This window comes from Streptomyces sp. NPDC058741 (assembly GCF_042746715.1).
GTDB lineage: Bacteria > Actinomycetota > Actinomycetes > Streptomycetales > Streptomycetaceae > Streptomyces.
This window is the reverse complement of sequence record NZ_JBHYQH010000060.1, coordinates 13,514-29,157: the sequence shown is the minus strand read 5'-3', so window position 1 is coordinate 29,157 and position 15,644 is coordinate 13,514. Positions and strand designations below refer to the sequence as shown.

The 15,644-nt window shown below is 70.9% G+C and carries 11 protein-coding genes, 1 pseudogene and 1 CRISPR repeat array; of the genes and pseudogenes, 1 reads left to right on the top strand and 11 read right to left on the bottom strand.

Features of this window, described 5'->3' with window-relative positions; translation table 11 throughout:
* The 7 genes and pseudogenes from ACFW6P_RS29785 to ACFW6P_RS29755 all read right to left on the bottom strand — a co-directional run.
* On the bottom strand, positions 1-213 hold a 213-nt coding region (locus ACFW6P_RS29785), incomplete at its 3' end, for a transposase (protein WP_386425442.1).
* A 237-nt stretch (positions 214-450) separates the two neighbouring features.
* Positions 451-1,295, bottom strand: a protein-coding gene (locus ACFW6P_RS29780) for an IS5 family transposase (protein WP_386359410.1) whose coding sequence is annotated in 2 segments (ribosomal slippage) — positions 451-953 and positions 953-1,295 — 846 coding nt in all. Because the reading frame shifts where the segments join, the coding sequence is not laid out codon by codon here.
* A gap of 43 nt (positions 1,296-1,338) precedes the next feature.
* Positions 1,339-1,533: a hypothetical protein gene (locus tag ACFW6P_RS29775; protein ID WP_386359409.1), complete on the bottom strand. Its 195-nt coding sequence runs from the start codon at positions 1,531-1,533 to the stop codon at positions 1,339-1,341.
* A gap of 187 nt (positions 1,534-1,720) precedes the next feature.
* A complete protein-coding gene (locus ACFW6P_RS29770) occupies positions 1,721-2,956 on the bottom strand; it encodes an IS701 family transposase (protein ID WP_386359408.1) in 1,236 nt (411 codons plus the stop codon).
* 86 nt (positions 2,957-3,042) lie between these two features.
* Positions 3,043-3,375: direct repeats of the CRISPR family, unit length 29 nt; unit sequence CGGAGCACCCCCGCGTCGGCGGGGAGGAC.
* Positions 3,376-3,413: 38 nt separating this feature from the next.
* Positions 3,414-3,980, bottom strand: a complete 567-nt coding sequence (locus ACFW6P_RS29765; protein ID WP_386359411.1) for a transposase — start codon at positions 3,978-3,980, stop codon at positions 3,414-3,416.
* On the bottom strand, positions 3,896-4,429 hold the full coding sequence (locus ACFW6P_RS29760; protein WP_386359407.1) for a winged helix-turn-helix domain-containing protein: 534 nt from the start codon (positions 4,427-4,429) through the stop codon (positions 3,896-3,898). Before ACFW6P_RS29760 ends, ACFW6P_RS29765 begins: the two co-directional genes overlap by 85 nt.
* 132 nt (positions 4,430-4,561) lie before the next feature.
* A pseudogene (locus tag ACFW6P_RS29755) lies at positions 4,562-4,987 on the bottom strand (transposase); the annotation flags it as partial.
* Between the two features lie 100 nt (positions 4,988-5,087).
* Between ACFW6P_RS29755 and ACFW6P_RS29750 the strand changes: the two are divergent.
* Positions 5,088-5,552: a hypothetical protein gene (locus tag ACFW6P_RS29750; RefSeq protein ID WP_386359406.1), complete on the top strand. Its 465-nt coding sequence runs from the start codon at positions 5,088-5,090 to the stop codon at positions 5,550-5,552.
* A 54-nt stretch (positions 5,553-5,606) separates the two neighbouring features.
* On the opposite strand, the gene ACFW6P_RS29745 is transcribed toward ACFW6P_RS29750, so the two are convergent.
* The 4 genes from ACFW6P_RS29745 to ACFW6P_RS29730 all read right to left on the bottom strand — a co-directional run bounded on the left by ACFW6P_RS29745 (position 5,607) and on the right by ACFW6P_RS29730 (position 15,637).
* On the bottom strand, positions 5,607-7,409 hold the full coding sequence (locus tag ACFW6P_RS29745) for a carbamoyltransferase (protein WP_386425439.1): 1,803 nt from the start codon (positions 7,407-7,409) through the stop codon (positions 5,607-5,609).
* The gene (locus tag ACFW6P_RS29740; RefSeq protein WP_386425437.1) at positions 7,406-8,359 is read right to left on the bottom strand and encodes a TauD/TfdA family dioxygenase; all 954 of its coding nucleotides are present in this window, start codon (positions 8,357-8,359) and stop codon (positions 7,406-7,408) included. The genes ACFW6P_RS29745 and ACFW6P_RS29740 overlap by 4 nt, the downstream gene beginning before the upstream one ends.
* A gap of 94 nt (positions 8,360-8,453) precedes the next feature.
* Positions 8,454-9,800: a KamA family radical SAM protein gene (locus ACFW6P_RS29735; RefSeq protein WP_386359403.1), complete on the bottom strand. Its 1,347-nt coding sequence runs from the start codon at positions 9,798-9,800 to the stop codon at positions 8,454-8,456.
* Positions 9,797-15,637 (bottom strand): amino acid adenylation domain-containing protein, encoded by a 5,841-nt coding sequence (locus ACFW6P_RS29730; protein WP_386359402.1) that lies wholly within the window; start codon positions 15,635-15,637, stop codon positions 9,797-9,799. The genes ACFW6P_RS29735 and ACFW6P_RS29730 overlap by 4 nt, the downstream gene beginning before the upstream one ends.
* Positions 15,638-15,644 lie beyond the last annotated feature (7 nt).

The following is a 15,644-nucleotide window of genomic DNA, read 5'->3' as shown; positions in this document are numbered from 1 at the left end:
CACCGGGCCGATGTCGGTCAGCACGGTCTTGGACCGGGCCCCGTTACGGCTGTTGCCGCTGCCGGCACCGGCCGGGTCGTGCTTCTCGTAGCCGACGTGATCGGTGATCTCGCCCTCCAGGGCGGACTCAAGCACCCGCTTGGTCAGCTGCTGCAGCAGCCCACCCTGCCCGCTCAGCTGCAGCCCCTCCGACCGGGCACGTTCCACCAGCATCGCGACGAGCTGCTCGTCGGACACGGGCACAGGCTGCCCGGACTGGGCACTCTCGACGGGCTCCACGGTCTCCAACTCCACGGCGGTATCAGTCACTTGGCGTCTCTCCCATGATCGTCGGATCCGCCGTTAGATTTACACTCCCCGGCGGGGAGGACGGTCCATGGTGATCCTTCCAGGGGTTCATGGACGGAGCACCCCTGCGTCGGCGGGGAGGACTAGGCAGTTTCGTTTGGATCACCGCGCTGACCAGAGGAAGATGCCTGCGATGTGGAGTCCGGCCAGGTAGATGGTCGCGGTCTTCTCGTAACGGGTGGCGATACCCCGCCACTGTTTCAAGCGGTTGATGCAGCGTTCGACGGTGTTGCGCTGCTTGTATGCCTCGCGGTCGAAGGCGGGCGGTCTGCCGCCCCGGCTGCCTCGCCGCAGCCGGTGTCCCCGCTGATCGGCCGGAACGGGAATGACCGCCCGGATACCGCGCTTACGCAGGTGCTCGCGGATCGCGCGGGAGGAGTACGCCTTATCGGCCAGGACCACATCCGGCCTGGTGCGGGGGCGTCCTCGCCGTCGAGGAACGCGAAGGCGAGCCATGACGTGAGCGAAGGCGGGTGCATCACCAGCCTGTGCAGCGGTGAGCACGAAGGCCAGCGGCCAGCAGTGGGCATCAGAGGCCAGGTGGATCTTTGTGGTCAGTCCGCCCCGGGACCGGCCGATGGCGTGGTCTGCCGGTTCGCCTGCTGGAGCCCCTTTTTGCGGACCCCCGCCGCATGCTGGTGTGCACGCACGATGGTGGAGTCCACCGAGACGGCCCAGTTGAGGTTGTCGTCGGCGTCGGCCTGTGCGACCAGCGCGGTGAACACCCGCTCCCATGTGCCGTCGATGGCCCACATCCGCAGCCGGTTGTAGACGCCTCGCCAGTTGCCGTACTTCTCTGGTAGGTGGATCCACTGCGATCCTGTCTGGAACTTCCAGGCGATCGCGTCGATCACTTCTCGGTGATCCCGCCACCGGCCACCCTGCCGCGGTGTCCGATCCGGGAATAACGGCTCGATTCGCGCCGACTGCGCGTCAGTCAACGGCACACACGAACAACGACTGGCAGGGCTGGTTGGAACGGCGCCGCTGTCAGGCGGTTGGCCCAGTGCGAAGTCGCCGCACGTCCCGCACGAGCGTGTACAAAGCGCTGAGGAAGATCACGGCTCCAGCCACGAGCCAGAGGACCGACGCGCCAGAGCGGTACTCACGAACGCCCGCAACGACCAGTACCACGCTGGCAAGGACGCCGAAGGCCGAGATCAGAGCGCTGATGCGGTTGGTCACATGGACATCATCAACTACAACCTCGGCCAGCGGAAGTGATCCAAACGAACCGGCCTAGTAGTGCTTCGTTAGGTTCTGGGCTGTCTGCGGATGCTCCGAGGGCTGGGCAGGGGGCGTCCGCAGGTGGTGCATGTACCGGTCCAGCACCTCAGCAGGTCCTGAAGAGCGTCGAGGACCTGGTAGAGGGTCAGGCCGGTGTGCGGACTTTTGGGTCGAGCCGCCTGAGGGTGAGGAAGGCCTGTGCGGCGGTGACGAGGGTGACGTGGTGGTGCCAGCCGCGCCAGGTGCGGCCCTCGAAGTGGTCCAGTCCCAGTCCGTGCTTGAGTTCGCGGTAATCGTGCTCGATCCGCCAGCGCATCTTGGCCCAACGCACCAGGTCAGCGGCCGGTGTGGTGGCGGGCAGGTTCGATATCCAGTAGTCCGTCGGAGCGTCCTGGCCCTCCGGCCACTCGACCAGGAGGGTCTGGGCGGGCAGGACGCCGTCCCACCGGTTGCGGCCACCGCCCGCCTCCTGGGCTGCGGCCAGGGACTGCTTGCCCGCGGGCCGCACTGTCAGCACCGCGAACCGTGAGGTCATCGCGCCTTTGCTGCCCTGCCTCCAGGTCACCTCGGTGAACCGCTGCGTACCCGCCTGCGCTGCGAGGACGGAGACGGCTCGCGGTGGGGTCCGGTAGCGGGCAAGGGTGGGCGGTCCGAGTCCGCCATAAGCGGGCTGGTGCGGCTCGGCATCCTCCGGGTGGGCGACTTCCTTCCCGTTCAGGGCCAGGACATAGGACAGTCCTCGCTCCTCAAGACCGAGCCGAAAGGGGGTGCTGACGCCGTAGCCGGCGTCGGCGACCACGACCGGCGCCTTCAACTGCCACTCGGCCAGTGTGTCCAGGAGGCCGAGGGCGAGACGCCACTTTTCCCGGTGCACCACGTCGTCAGGGACACCTGCCCTGCGGCATCGGTCCGGCTCGTCCGTCCACTCACGCGGCAGATACAACTGCCACTCCAACGGGCACGACGCAGTGTCGGTGGCGGCATGGACGCTGACCGCGACCTGGCAGTTCGCGCGTTTGCCGACCGCTCCGCAGTACTGGCGGGCCACCCCGACCGACGCCTTGCCGCACTTGGGGAACGACACGTCATCGATCACCCACACCTCGGGCCTGACAACTTCGGACAGCCGCTCGGCGATCCGCTGTCTGACGGGCAGCGGATCCCACGGCGACTGGTTCACGAACTGCTGCAGGGCTTGCATGTTCCCGTCCGGCAGCCGCCCGGCCATCGGCTGGACCGACTTCCGCCGGCCGTCCAGCATCAGGCCCCGCAGATAACAATCGCCCCACCGCCGCTGATCCCGCCGCGGCAGCGAGGCGAACACATCGGCAACAAACTCCGATAACTCACCCCGGAGCCGTTCCACCTCCCCCAACCTCATACCGGAGAAGATGCCCACCACCACGCGAGATCACTCGACGTAACGAAGCACTACTAGGCGCCAACCGCCTTCTTCCCGGCGGCAGCCGGAGCACCCCCGCGTCGGCGGGGAGGACCATGCCGATGCGGGAGCGCTGCCGGATCGCGGCGGAGCACCCCCGCGTCGGCGGGGAGGACCGACCTGGGATAAGGCTGATCGACGATGTTGGCGGAGCACCCCCGCGTCGGCGGGGAGGACTCGGTGGCGAGGTTCACGGCGTGCTCCCACACCGGAGCACCCCCGCGTCGGCGGGGAGGACCGCATCCGCTCCTCTACCGCTACCCGCGGATGCGGAGCACCCCCCGTCGGCGGGGAGGACCGGTAGCCGCCGGCGATGAGCGCGCCGGCTTCCGGAGCACCCCCGCGTCGGCGGGGAGGACGGTCCAGGGGTCGTCTGCGCGTTACTGACTTCGGCGGGTCAGGGTGACGGTGGTTCGTCGAGAGTCAGGCCGGTGCCGGCTATGAAGCCGTCGAGGGTGCCGGACCGGTACTGAAGGCGCTTGAGCCGGTTGCGTACGAGTGCTTCGAGCCGGTCGAGGACGACGACGGCGAGGTTGGCGAGGCTGCGTTTGATGTGTGCCCATACCCACTCGACCGGGTTGAGGTCGGGTGAGTAGGCGGGCAGCAGGAACACCGTCAGCCACTCACGCTCGGCGATCAGCTCGCCCATGGCGCGGGAGACGTGGGTGTTCAAGCGGTCCCACACCAGCACGATCGGCGCCTTGACGAGCTGGTGGACACTGTCGATCAACGCGATGAAGTCCCGCTCGCCCATGCTGCGGCGCGTGCCTTTGCCCGCCCGGTGGGTGCGCAGGCGGTGGCACAGCCGGGTCCGGGAACCGGGCCGCATCGCGATCAGCCCGGCCACCGACAGGCGCCCCGAGCGGCGGCCACTCACCGTCACCTGCGGGGTGCGGCCGCGCCGGCCCCAGGTGCGTCCCCCGGGCGGCCGACGGGTGAAGCCTGCCTCGTCCTCGAAGCAGATGTAGCCCCCGCAGGCCGCCCGGGCTCTTTTACCTCCGCCCAGGTCGCCTCCTTCCACACAGCCACTGCCTGCTCATCACGCTCGGCCACCCGCCGCGCGGGGACCTGCGGGCTGAAGCCGAGCCGGTGCATCAGCCTCGTCGCACCCGAGACGCTGTAGGAGACGTGGAACTTCCGGCCGATCAGCGTGGCCACCCGCGTCGCGGTCCACACCTGGTCCTCCACCCAGCCGTGCGCGGCCGGGCCCTGCTCGAGATAGCCGGCGAGCTTCTCCAGGCAGCGCGGTGACAGACGGCACCGCGAACCGCTCGGGCCACGCGAGGCCAGAGCCTCACGACCACCGTTCCGCCACAACTGGTGCCACTGGTAGGCCGATTTCAGGCTCACCCGCAGGAGCCTTGCGGCCTCCGGCGGCTTGATCTTCTGCTCGAACAGCTCGGCTGCCTGCATTCGTACCGTTTCACGTCGCTGCCGCCCCGCAGCGGTCAGCCCGCCCCCATCCGCATACCTCACCCACCACGGAATACAGCCGCCACCACAGGTCCTTCAGCGACTTCGCGAAAATTCACCCCGACGAGCTGAAGTCAGTAGGCCGGGCGCGGACAGCGAAAGGACCATCTCTTCGACACCGGTCAGCCGCCGCTGGCGCTTCTTGACGATCTGCGGCTCGAAGCTGCCGTCGCGGTCACGCGGCACCGTGATCTGAACCGGGCCGACGTCGGTCAGCACGGTCTTGGACCGAACCCCGTTGCGGCTGTTGCCTCTGCCGGCACCGGCCGGGTCATGCTTCTCGTAGCCGAGGTGGTCGGTGATCTCACCTTCGGGAGCGGACTCCAGCACTCGCTTGGTCAGCTGCTGCAGCAGCCCGCCCTCACCGGTCAGCTGCAGCCCGCTCGCGCGGGCCCGGTCGACCAACTGCCCGATCAACTGCTCGTCCAGCACGTCCGCCGACAACTCGGCCGGCCGAACCTCTTCAACCGCCTCGGCAGAGACAGTCACGTCGCTCATCAGGTGCTACTTCCATGATCGGGAGTTACACCGAAGACCGGACCGTACAGACCCTCCGCTCGGCAACCGCACAGTTCGACAAGATGAAGGAGAACGCCTGATGCCGGTGTCCGCCGCCACCGAGAAGAAGCTCCGCGAGGCCATGGCCCGCCTGCTGGCCGGCGAGCCGCTGCACACCGACGGCGCGCTGACCAAGGAGAACCTGGCGCGCGAGGCGAAGATCAGCCACGCCACCGTCCACCGCGCCGAGGAGATCCTGGCCGAGTGGGACGCCCGGGTCGCCCGTCCGGTGCTCCGTACGCCGGGAGAAGTCCAACGTGACGAGACCATCGCCGACCTGCGTAAGCGGCTACGGGAGGCCACCGCCAGGGCGACCAAGCTCCAGGGCAAGCTCGACGGGCTCGCCAGGGTGACCGCGAAGCCCCCTCTACGAGAACCTCGAGCTGAAGAAGAAGACTTCCCATCAGGGACAGCGCCGGATCGCCGCCCTGCCGGTGTCGGGCCCCTGGCTGGAGTAACTCCGCAGGCACCGAAGCCGAGCCGAGAGCCCGGGGCCGTGACCTGACGGTCTCGGCCCCGGCCTGAACTCCCCCATTGGGCAACGGAGTGCCCATCGCTGTCAAAGCAGGGTGTAGACGCTGTCGCTCACCCGGCTCCGGTGCGGTGGCCGGGTGCCCTTGAACCACGTCACCCAGGACTGCGGGAGGGCTTCGCGGTCCAGAAAGAAGTCGTCGAGCACCAGGCAGTCGATGTCCGACCTCAGGAAGCAGAGCAGGGCGTCGACGGGGGTGTGGACGATCGGCTCTCCTCGGAGGTTGAACGAGGTGTTCAGGAGCAGCGGGCAGCCTGTTCGGTCGGCGAACGTCCGGATGAGGCGGTAGAAGCGCCCGTTCGTTCCCTCGGTGACGGTCTGGACGCGGGCCGACTTGTCCACGTGGGTGATGGCTGGCAGCGACAGCGGCGACACGACCTCGCAGGTCTCCAGCATGAACGGCGACTCGTGGTCGAGCCGGAAGTGCTCGTGCGCGTGCTCGGCCAGCACGGCGGGGGCGAACGGCCGGAACGCCTCGCGCATCTTGACCGAGGCGTTGATCCGGTCCCGCGTGTCGTCGCCCCGTGGGTCGGCCAGGATCGACCGTCCGCCGAGGGAACGGGGCCCGAACTCCTCCCGGCCGTGGTACCAGCCGATCACCTTGCCGTCGGCCAGTCGCCCCGCGACGGCGTCGAGCAGACCTGCCTCGTCCCCGCGGAAGTCCGCGAAGGGCTGGTCGGCGTGCGCGCCGAGCAGCCGGGCGATACCGTCGGAGTCCGTGCCGGAGCCGAGGAGCACGGAGGTCAGGCGGTCCTGTCGGGGCCGCTCCCCGGTCAGGCGCTGGTGGGCCACCGCCGCGCACCCGAGGCTGCCGCCCGCGTCGCCAGCGGCCGGCTGCACGAACACCCTGGCGAAGGGGCCCTCCTCGACGATGCGGCGCACGGCGACGACGTTGAGGGCCACGCCTCCGGCCATGCACAGGTTCTCGCTGCCCGACATGCGGTGGGCCTTGTCGACCATGCGGAGCAGGGTTTCCTCGGTCACCACCTGGATGCTGCGCGCCAGGTCGTGGTGGACCTTGTCGATCTCCGACTCCGGCACCCGCGGTGCCACGCCGATCAGGGACGTGAAGCGCTCACCGAGCATGCCGTCCGGGTTGGTGAAGTCGAAGTAGTCCAGGTCGAGCCGGAACGACCCGTCCTCGGTGACATGGATCAGCCGGCCGATCTCGTCCCGGAACCGCGGTTCGCCGTAGGGGGCGAGCCCCATCACCTTGTACTCGCCCTCGTTCACCTCGAAGCCGAGGTAGCCGGTGACCGCGCTGTAGAGCAGGCCCAGGGAGTGGGGGAACTCCACCTGCTCGGTCAGTTCGAGCGAAGCGCCCCGGCCGATCCCCCAGCTGGTGGTGGCCCACTCGCCGACGGCGTCGACCGTCAGCACGGCGCTGTCGTCGAATCCGGAGAAGTAGTAGGCGCTCGCGGCGTGGGAGAGGTGGTGGTCGACGAACTCGACCCGGCCCTCCCAGCCCAGCAGGTTGCGGATCTCCCGCAGCGGCCGGTCGGCGTCCAGGCGGTACAGGGCACTCGCGCTGCTGTCGGGGAAGGCCGGCAGGCCGGTCCACAGCTGGCGGTGGAGCTTCTTCGCCGGGTCCTCGTAGTAGGCCACGCAGTCCACGTCGGTGATGCGCAGACCGGCTTGGTCCAGGCAGTCGCGCACGGCGTCGATGGGCAGGTCGGGATCCTGCTTGCGCCGGGTGTGGCGCTCCTCGTGGGAGGCGGCCACGAGCCGACCGTCGACCAGCAGCGCCGCCGCCGAGTCGTGGAAGTGGGCCGAGATCCCGAGTACCACGGGTCCGCCGGGCGCCGGGGTAGCCGTGTTCCGCACGCTCATCGCGGGTCTCCCTGTCCGGCGGTGTGCGGCTCCGCCATCGCGACGGCGATCCTCCGGTCGCCGGTGAAGGGCTCCCGGCCGTGGCTGGACAGCATGTTGTCCACCACGAGGATGTCGTTCTGCTGCCAGTCGAAGCGGACCCGGCAGTCCTCGTAGCAGCTGCGCAGGTGGTCCATCACGTCGTCGGGGATGCGTCCGCCGTCGCCGTAGTAGGTGTTCGTGGGCAGGCCGTCCTCGCCGAACAGGGCGAGCAGGCCCTCCTGGACGTCCTCGGGGAGCGTGGTCACGTGGAAGAAGGTGAGGTGGTTGAACCACACGTCCTCGCCGGTGCGCGGGTGGCGGTGCAGCGCGTCCCGCACCACGCGGGTGCGCAGCCCGTCCTCGCCGGTCCACTCGGGGATCAGCCCGTGCTCCTTGCAGTACGCCTCCACCTCGGCCCGGCTGTCGGTGCCGAACACCTTGGGCCACGGGACGCCGAAGTTGGGGTGGTAGTTGCGCACCAGACTCCAGCGCCGTCGCGTGAACTCCTCCCGTACGGCGGGGTCGATCGCCGCGTACAGCCGCCGGGTGTCGGCGAGCGGCGTCGATCCCAGCGTCTGCGGCGCGCGCAGGCAGTAGAAGTACAGCGTCATCGGCCAGGTGTCCTGGTAGGAGCACTCGTTGTGGAGGTAGATCTCCTCCTCGGCCGGGTGGTCGGTGGACGTGTACACATTGCCCTGGATCGAGGTGCGCGGGGAGGAGGCCTCGGTGTAGGTGAGCGTCTCCCCGGACAGGGCGTTGACGGTCGACTGCAGTCCGTCGACGCCGTCGATGTCGAAGCCCCGGAAGAGGAGCGCTCCATGGGTGTGGAGCGCCGAGCGGAGTTCGTCCCGGTCGTGTTGGATGAGGTCTCCGAGGTCGGTGGTGGAACCTGCTTGCACCACCAGCGGCAGCGCTGCCGACGCGGACATTCGGTCTCCTGACATAGCGGTGTTGCGGGCGGGCAGAGGGGTCGGGCGGGCCGGTGCGGGACGTCCTGGGCGGTCGCCGCCGCCCCGGTGGGGCTCAGGGACTGTCCGTGATCCGGTCCGCCGGACGGGCTCCGGCCGTCTGGTCCAGGAAGGGCGCGTCCGACGGCGACAGCGGCCGCAGGTCCGTCACCCAGGTCGCCTGCGCATCGAACCGTGCGAAGAACGGCCGGCCGACCACGTCCGGGTCCCTGGCCTGCAGATAGCGCAGGGCGAGCGCGGGCTGTCCGGCGATCCGGGTCACTCCGTCGACGACCACTTTGCCGCGAGTGGCGGACATGGACGGGCCGCGGACCGTGCGGGCCAGCCCGGTCACGGACGACAGGGCCTCCCGGTAGATCTGCCAGGCGCGCACGAGCGGAACCTCGAAGTACTGGCGCGGGCCGGTGTCGCGCTCCACGAACATGTAGTAGGGCACGGCGTCGAGGGCGACGGCGCGGGTCCACATCTCCTGCCAGACGGCGGCGTCGTCGTTGATCGACCTCACCAGAGGCGCCTGGGTGCGGATCACGGCGCCGGTCGACCGGATCCGCTGGATCGCGCGGCTCACGGCTTCCGGGTGAAGCTCGCGGGGATGCGTGACGTGAGCCATGACCGCGAGGTGGCGGCCGCGGTCGCGGACCTCCTCGAACAGGCGCATGAGGTCGTCGGCGTCCTCGTCGTCGGTGAACCGGTAGGGCCAGTAGGTCAGTGCCTTGGTGCCGATCCGGATGTTCTTGACGTGCTCCATTCCCGGGGCGAGGAAGGGTTCCAGCGCGCGCCGCAGGTTGTCGGTGCGCATGATGAGCGGGTCGCCGCCGGTCACCAGGATGTCGGTGATCTCGGTGTGGTGCCGCAGGTAGGCGGCGAGGGCGTCGACGTCGTCCTTCTCCGCGGCCATCTTCAGCTCGGGCACCCCGACGAACTGTGCCCAGCGGAAGCAGTAGGTGCAGTACGCGTGGCAGGTCTGGCCCTGGCGCGGGAAGTAGAGCAGCGTCTCCTGGTACTTGTGCTGTACGCCCGAGAGCCGCTGCCCCTGCCAAAGGGGGACGTTCTGGTCCGTCTGGCCCGCCGGGTGCGCGTTCATCCCCGCGCGGATCTCCCGCACGGCGGGCGCGAGACGGGCGGGGCCCGCCTCCTCGCGCAGCAGGTCCGTCACGGTCTTCAGCTCGTCCGCGGCCAGCATGTCGGGCTGCGGAAACACCAGCCGGAAGACCGGGTCGTCGTGCACGTCGTCCCAGTCGATGAGCTCGTCGACCACATACTGGTTGGTCCGGAACGGCAGGACCGCGGCCACGGCCCGTATCTGGAGCTTCGTCTCGGCGTCCGCCCCGCACCGGTCCAGCAGCGCGTCCAGATCGCGTGCCGAGTACGCCCGGAAGCGCGGCGGGGTCACGGCGTTCATCCGCGCTCCTCGTCCTGGCCGGCGGGGCCGGGTGCGACCGCGCAGGCGATCTCCTCGGCCGTGAGCGCGGCATGGGACCGCTGGACCAGGGTGAAGTGGTCGGCGCCAGGCACGGTCCGAGTCTGCACCGGCGTGCCCAGTGCCTCCTCCCAGCCCAGGGTCGGGGACGTCCCCTCCGGTCGCGCCTGGTCACCGGCGAGCAGCAGCGTGAGCCGGGTGTCCCTCAGGCGGGCGCGCCGCATCCGGTAGTTCACCAGCGCGGTGGCGTTGGCGTCGAACACCGTGAACCTGCGGCGCAGCGACTGCTGCTCCTCGCCGGCCGCCGGCCTCTCGCCCCTGAGCAGTGCGGTGTCGGCCGTCTCGCCGGTCATGCGCTCCAGATCGCGAGCGAAGGACGCCACCCGGTCGGCGTCGGGTCCTGCGAAGTGCTCGAAGGCCTTCGAGCCCGGCGCGTAGCTGTCCAGCAGCACGAGGGAGGCGGTGCGCACGCCCTCGAAGGAGAGCTGGCGTGCCATCTCGTAGGCGACGGCGCCTCCCATGGACCAGCCGGCGAAGTGGTACGGCCCCTCGGGCTGCACCTTGAGCACCTCGTGGAGGTAGGCGGCCGCCATCTCCTGGACCGAGGTGAAGACGGTGCCGCCGTCCAGGCCGGGCGAGCGGACCCCGATCACCGTGAACTCGGCGGGCAGCGCCGACGCCACCTCCCGGAAGCACAGCACGTCGCCGCCGATCGGGTGCACGAGGAACAACCGCGGTCCCTCCGCAGCGCCCTGACGCAGCGTCAGCCGCAGGTCGCTCGCCTGGTCGTCGGAGTCCTTGCGCAATTCGCGTACGGACGCGGCAAGACGGTCGATGCGCGGTCCCTCCAGCAGCTTGCGCAGCGAAAGCGACAGGCCGGTCTTCTTGCGGATCCGCGTGAGCAGGATGGTGGCGAGCAGTGAGTGCCCGCCGACGGCGAAGAAGTCGTCGGTGACGCCGAAGTCGTCGTGGCCGAGGAGCTCGGACCACATGGACCGGATCAGGGTCTCGGTGTCGTCGCGGGGCGCGACCCGCTCCTGCGCGGCCGGAGACGAGGTGCCCCGGAGGGAGGAGCGGTCCAGCTTGCCGTTGGGCAGCAGCGCGAACCGGTCGACGAAGAGGAACAGGGAGGGGACGACCGCCAGCGGCAGCCGCTCGCGCGCGTGGCGGCGCAGGTCCTCCGTGGTCAGGGCGGAGCCGGGCGAGCGCACGACGTAGGCGACGAGCGAGCCGTCCGCCTCCTTGTCCGCCTCCACGTGGACCTGACGGACGTGCGGATGGGTGGTCAGCTCGGCCGCGACCTCCGCAGGATGCACCCGGACGCCGCGCACCTTGAGCAGATCGTCGCTGCGCCCCTCGACGTGGATCTCGCCGAAGGCACCGACCACTGCGAGGTCTCCCGTGTGGTAGACGAGGTCGTCCGGGTCGTCGGACAGCGGGTTGGGGCGGAAGTGGGAGGCTGCGCGGGCGTCGTCGAGGTAGCCGAGGGTCCGGTACGGCGTCCGGATGACGATCTCGCCGCGTTCGCCGGGGCCGCGGACGGAGCCGTCCGCGCCCAGGACGACCGCCTGGGCGCCGGGCAGCGGGCGGCCGACGGGCACCGGTCCCGCGTCCTGTTCGGCCGTCACCCGGTGGAACGTCTTGATCATGGTCGTCTCGGTGGGCCCGTAGAAGTTGACGACTTCGGTGTCCGGGCCCAGCAGCCGCTCACGCAGCTCCTGGACGAGCCGGCCGGTGAGGGGCTCGCCCGCGAGGCAGAGCAGCCGCATGCCGGCCAGAGGCGCGGTGGCCCGGTCGGTGTCCCGCAGCCAGGACGCCGCCACGCTGGGTGTGGTGTGGACGATGGTGACGCGCTCGCGTGCCAGCCAGTCCACCATCCGTGCCGTGTCGTCCAGTGCGCTCGCCGGCGGCAGGCACAGGGTGGCCCCCTGGGTGAGCGGCACGAGGACGTCGCGCAGGACCGCGTCGAAGGAGAGCGTGGTCAGCTGCGCCACGCGGTCCCCGGCGTGCACGCCGAACTCCGTGGTCTCCCAGTCGATGAAGTGGTCGAGGCCGCGGTGTGATCCGACGACCGCCTTGGCCTCGCCGGTCGTGCCGGACGTAAAGAAGACGTACGCCGGTTCCAAGGGCCGGGCGGGGACGGGGCCGAGCGACTCGTCCGTGCTCTTGGCGAGCTCCTCGAAGGAGAGGCGCTGCACGGTGGCGTCGCCCGGCGCCTGCGTCGCGGTCGACGGCTCGGTGAGCAGGATCTGCCGGACGCCGGCCTTGGCCACCATGGCGGCGCGCCGCGGTTCGGGCAGACCGTCGTCCAGGAGGACGGCGGTGGCGCCGGCGCCGAGCGCGGCGACGAGGGCGGCGACGGTGGCGGGCGACTTGCCGCCCAGCACACCGACGCGCTGCCCCGCCTGAAGGCTCTGCGTGGCGCCCGCCACCGCGGCGACCAGCTGACGGTATGTCACCTCGCCTTCCGCCCAGGAGATGGCGACGGCGTCCGGGGTGGCGGCGGCCCGGCGCCGGAACCGCTCGGCGACGGGGACGAGGTCCCGCGCGGGAAGCGGCTCGGCGAAGGGGTGATCGGCGCGGCCAGCGTCGGCCAGCGGACGCGCCGGCTGCTCGGCGGCGAAGCGGAGCAGGCGCGTGAACCGCTCGCCGAGCGCGGCCGCGAACTCCGCCTGGACCGTGTCGGCGTCGTACTCGAAGTCCAGGACGGTGCCCGCTTCCGTGGGACGCACCACCACGGTGAGGTCGAACTTGGCCGTCGGCGCCGTGCCCGAGCCGTCGCCGGCGTCGGCGACCACGTCGACGGGACGCAACAGGGCGGCTTCGCGCGGCAGTTCCTCACGGGGCGGCATCCGCAGCATCACGGAGAACAGCGGGCTGCGGTCCCCGTCCCGGGCGGCGGCGACGGCCTCCACGACCTGCGCGTAGGAGACGTCCCGGTGTCCCGATGCCTCCACGAGCGTCGACCTGACCCGGCCGAGTGCCTCCTGGAACGTCGGGGTGCCCGCCATGTCGAAGCTGTAGGCATGCGTGCGGACGAAGAACCCGACGACGTCCTCGAACTCCTCACGGTCCCGGCCCACGCTGTCGCTGCCGATGACGACCCGGTCCTGGGCCGCCGCCCGGGACAGGGCGTAGGCGAGGACGGTCATCATCGCCATGTACTCGGTGGCCCCGGACGTGGCGCACTGCTCGGCGAGTCGGTCGGTCACCTCGCGGGCGACCGGGACGCGCAGCACCCGCGCCTGGTGCGGCCGTTCGCCGGGCACGGGACGTCTCCAGGGCACGTCCGGGGCGGGGGTGTCGGCGAGCAGGTCGCGCCAGTAGGCGAGGTCGGTCTCGGCGCGCTTGCCGGTCGTGCGGCGTGCACGCCAGGCCGCGTAGTCGCCGAACTGGAGCCGGGGCGTGTCGCCGTCCAGGTGCGTGTGCCGGTCGGTGCCGGCGAGCAGCTCGTCGACCTGCTGGGCGACAAGGCTCCACGACACCCCGTCGCAGCACAGGTGATGGATGGTCAGGCCGACGAGGAGCTCATCGCCCGCGACCCGGACCGTCCGGACGCGCACCAGCGGGCCGGTGACCAGGTCGAAGGCGTCGGCTGCCGCCTTCGACAGGGCGGTCAGGCCCGACGGCCGGTCGGTCACGGCCGGCAGGGCGGCGAAGTCGACGGCGGCCTCGCCCACCGACTGCACGGGGCGCCCGTCGACCTCGCGGAAGCGCAGTCGCAACGCCTCGTGGCGGCGGCACACCGTGAGGAAGGCCGTGCGTACGGTCTCCTCGTCGAGGCCGGCGGGCAACCGGAACACGCCGGCCATGTTGTAGGCGGAGCTGTGGGGGTCCAGCTGCTGGAGGAACCACAGGCCCTCCTGCTCGGGGGAGAGCGGCTGGTCGGCCTCACGCGGAACGGGCACGGGCGCCGGTTCCTCCTCGGCCCGGGCGCCCTCCCGCAGCGCGCCGTCCACGGCCTGAGCGAGTGTGGCGATCGTCGCCGAACGAAACAGGGTCGGCAGGTTGAGGTCGACCTCGAACGTCCGGCGGATCCGGGCAAGGAGCCGGGCCAGCATCAGCGAGTGGCCGCCGAGATCGAAGAAGTTGGCGTGCCGGGAGGTGATCTCCTTCTTGAACGCCTCGGACCACAGCTCGGCGACGCGCCGCTCCGTGGCGGTCCACTCGCCGTCGTCCGCCGCCTCCGGCGGCTGCTGCGGGGCCGCGTCGTCGGGGTCGGGGAGCGCGGAGCGGTCCAGCTTGCCGTGGCCGGTGAGCGGCAGCCGCTCCAGGAGGACCACCTGGGCCGGGACCATCGCGTTGGAGCCGGCCGCGGCCACGTGCCGCCGTACGGCGGAGGCGTCCACGCCCGCGCCCTGGGCCGGCACGACGTAGGCGACGAGGGCGGGACCGTCGTCCCCGGCGCGGACCACGACGGCCGCGTCCTCGACCTGCGGCATACGGGTGATCACCGCGCCGACCTCGGCCGGGTGGACCCGGACGCCGAGGATCTTGACCTGGTCGTCCACCCGGCCGTGGATCTCCAGGTCGCCCTGGGGGCCGATGCGGCCCAGGTCGCCGGTCCGCTGCACGAGGTCGGTGGGGTCGTCGGGGTTGAGCGGGTTGACCTCGAACAGCGGGGCCTCCCCCGCGGCCGGGCGCCAGGTGCCCCGGGTGAGGTGCGGGGTGCGGATCAGCACGTGACCGGGTTCGCCGACGCCGCACCGCCGGCCGCGGTTGTTGACCACGAGCAGTTCGGCACCGTCGATGGCCTTGCCGACGGGCAGGATGCCCGCCGGGACCTCGCCGTCCGGCACGGGGTACCAGGACTTGAGGATGGTGGCCTCGGTCGTCCCGTAGAGGTTGACGAACCGGGTGCCGGCGTCGCCGGTCGTCTTCCGCCAGCGGTTGACGAGGCTGCCCGCGAGCGGCTCGCCGGACAGACAGATCAGACGCAGCGCCGGGAAGCCCGCGCCGGCGGGCTGTTCGGCCAGCAGCGTGGACAGCACGCTCGGCACCGTCTGCAGGACCGTCACCTCGTCCTCGCGCAGCCATGCGAGCACCCGCGCCACATCGACGAAGGGCCGGTCGGTCGGCGGGAGGCACACGGTGGCGCCTCCGATGAGCGCCGGGAACAGGTCCTTGAAGACCGCGTCGAAGGTCAGCGCGGCCGTCTGGGCGACGCGGTCGCCCGGGCCGATGGCGAGGGCCTGTTGTTCCCACGCGCAGAAGTGGGCGAGCGCCCCGTGCCAGCCCAGGACACCGCGGGGCTCGCCGGTGGTGCCGGAGGTGAAGCACACGTACGCGTCCGCGGCGGCGGCCACGACGGGCAGCTCCGTGTCCTCCGTCGTCGACCGCTCCAGCTCGGCGAGCCGGACCACCGGCGTGGAGGTTCCGGCGCCCGCCGACGCCTTGCGGCCCTCGTCGTCGCCGGCGCCCGGCTCCCACGTCCGGTCGGTCGTGTCGACGAGCAGCGCCGGGCGCGCCCGTTCCAGCACGTCACGCACCCGGCCCTCCGGCTGGGTGACGTCGATCATCACCAGGACCGCACCGGCCCGCAGGACACCGAGCATGGCCACGACGGTCTCCGGCGACCGGCCGCCCCGGACCGCCACCACGTCCCCGGGGGTTACCTGGCGTGTCCGCAACGCCCGAGCCGTCGCGGAGAACCGCTCCACGAGCTCCTGGTACGTGTGGGACCGCGTGCCTCGGACCAGTGCGACGGCGTGCGGGAGCCGGGAGGCCGTGGCCTCGATCAGGGCGGGGACGGTGGTGCTCTCGACCAGGTGCCGTGACGGCGTCGTCGACGCGGTGGGGTGGTCGTCGGCGTACGTCATCTGAGTG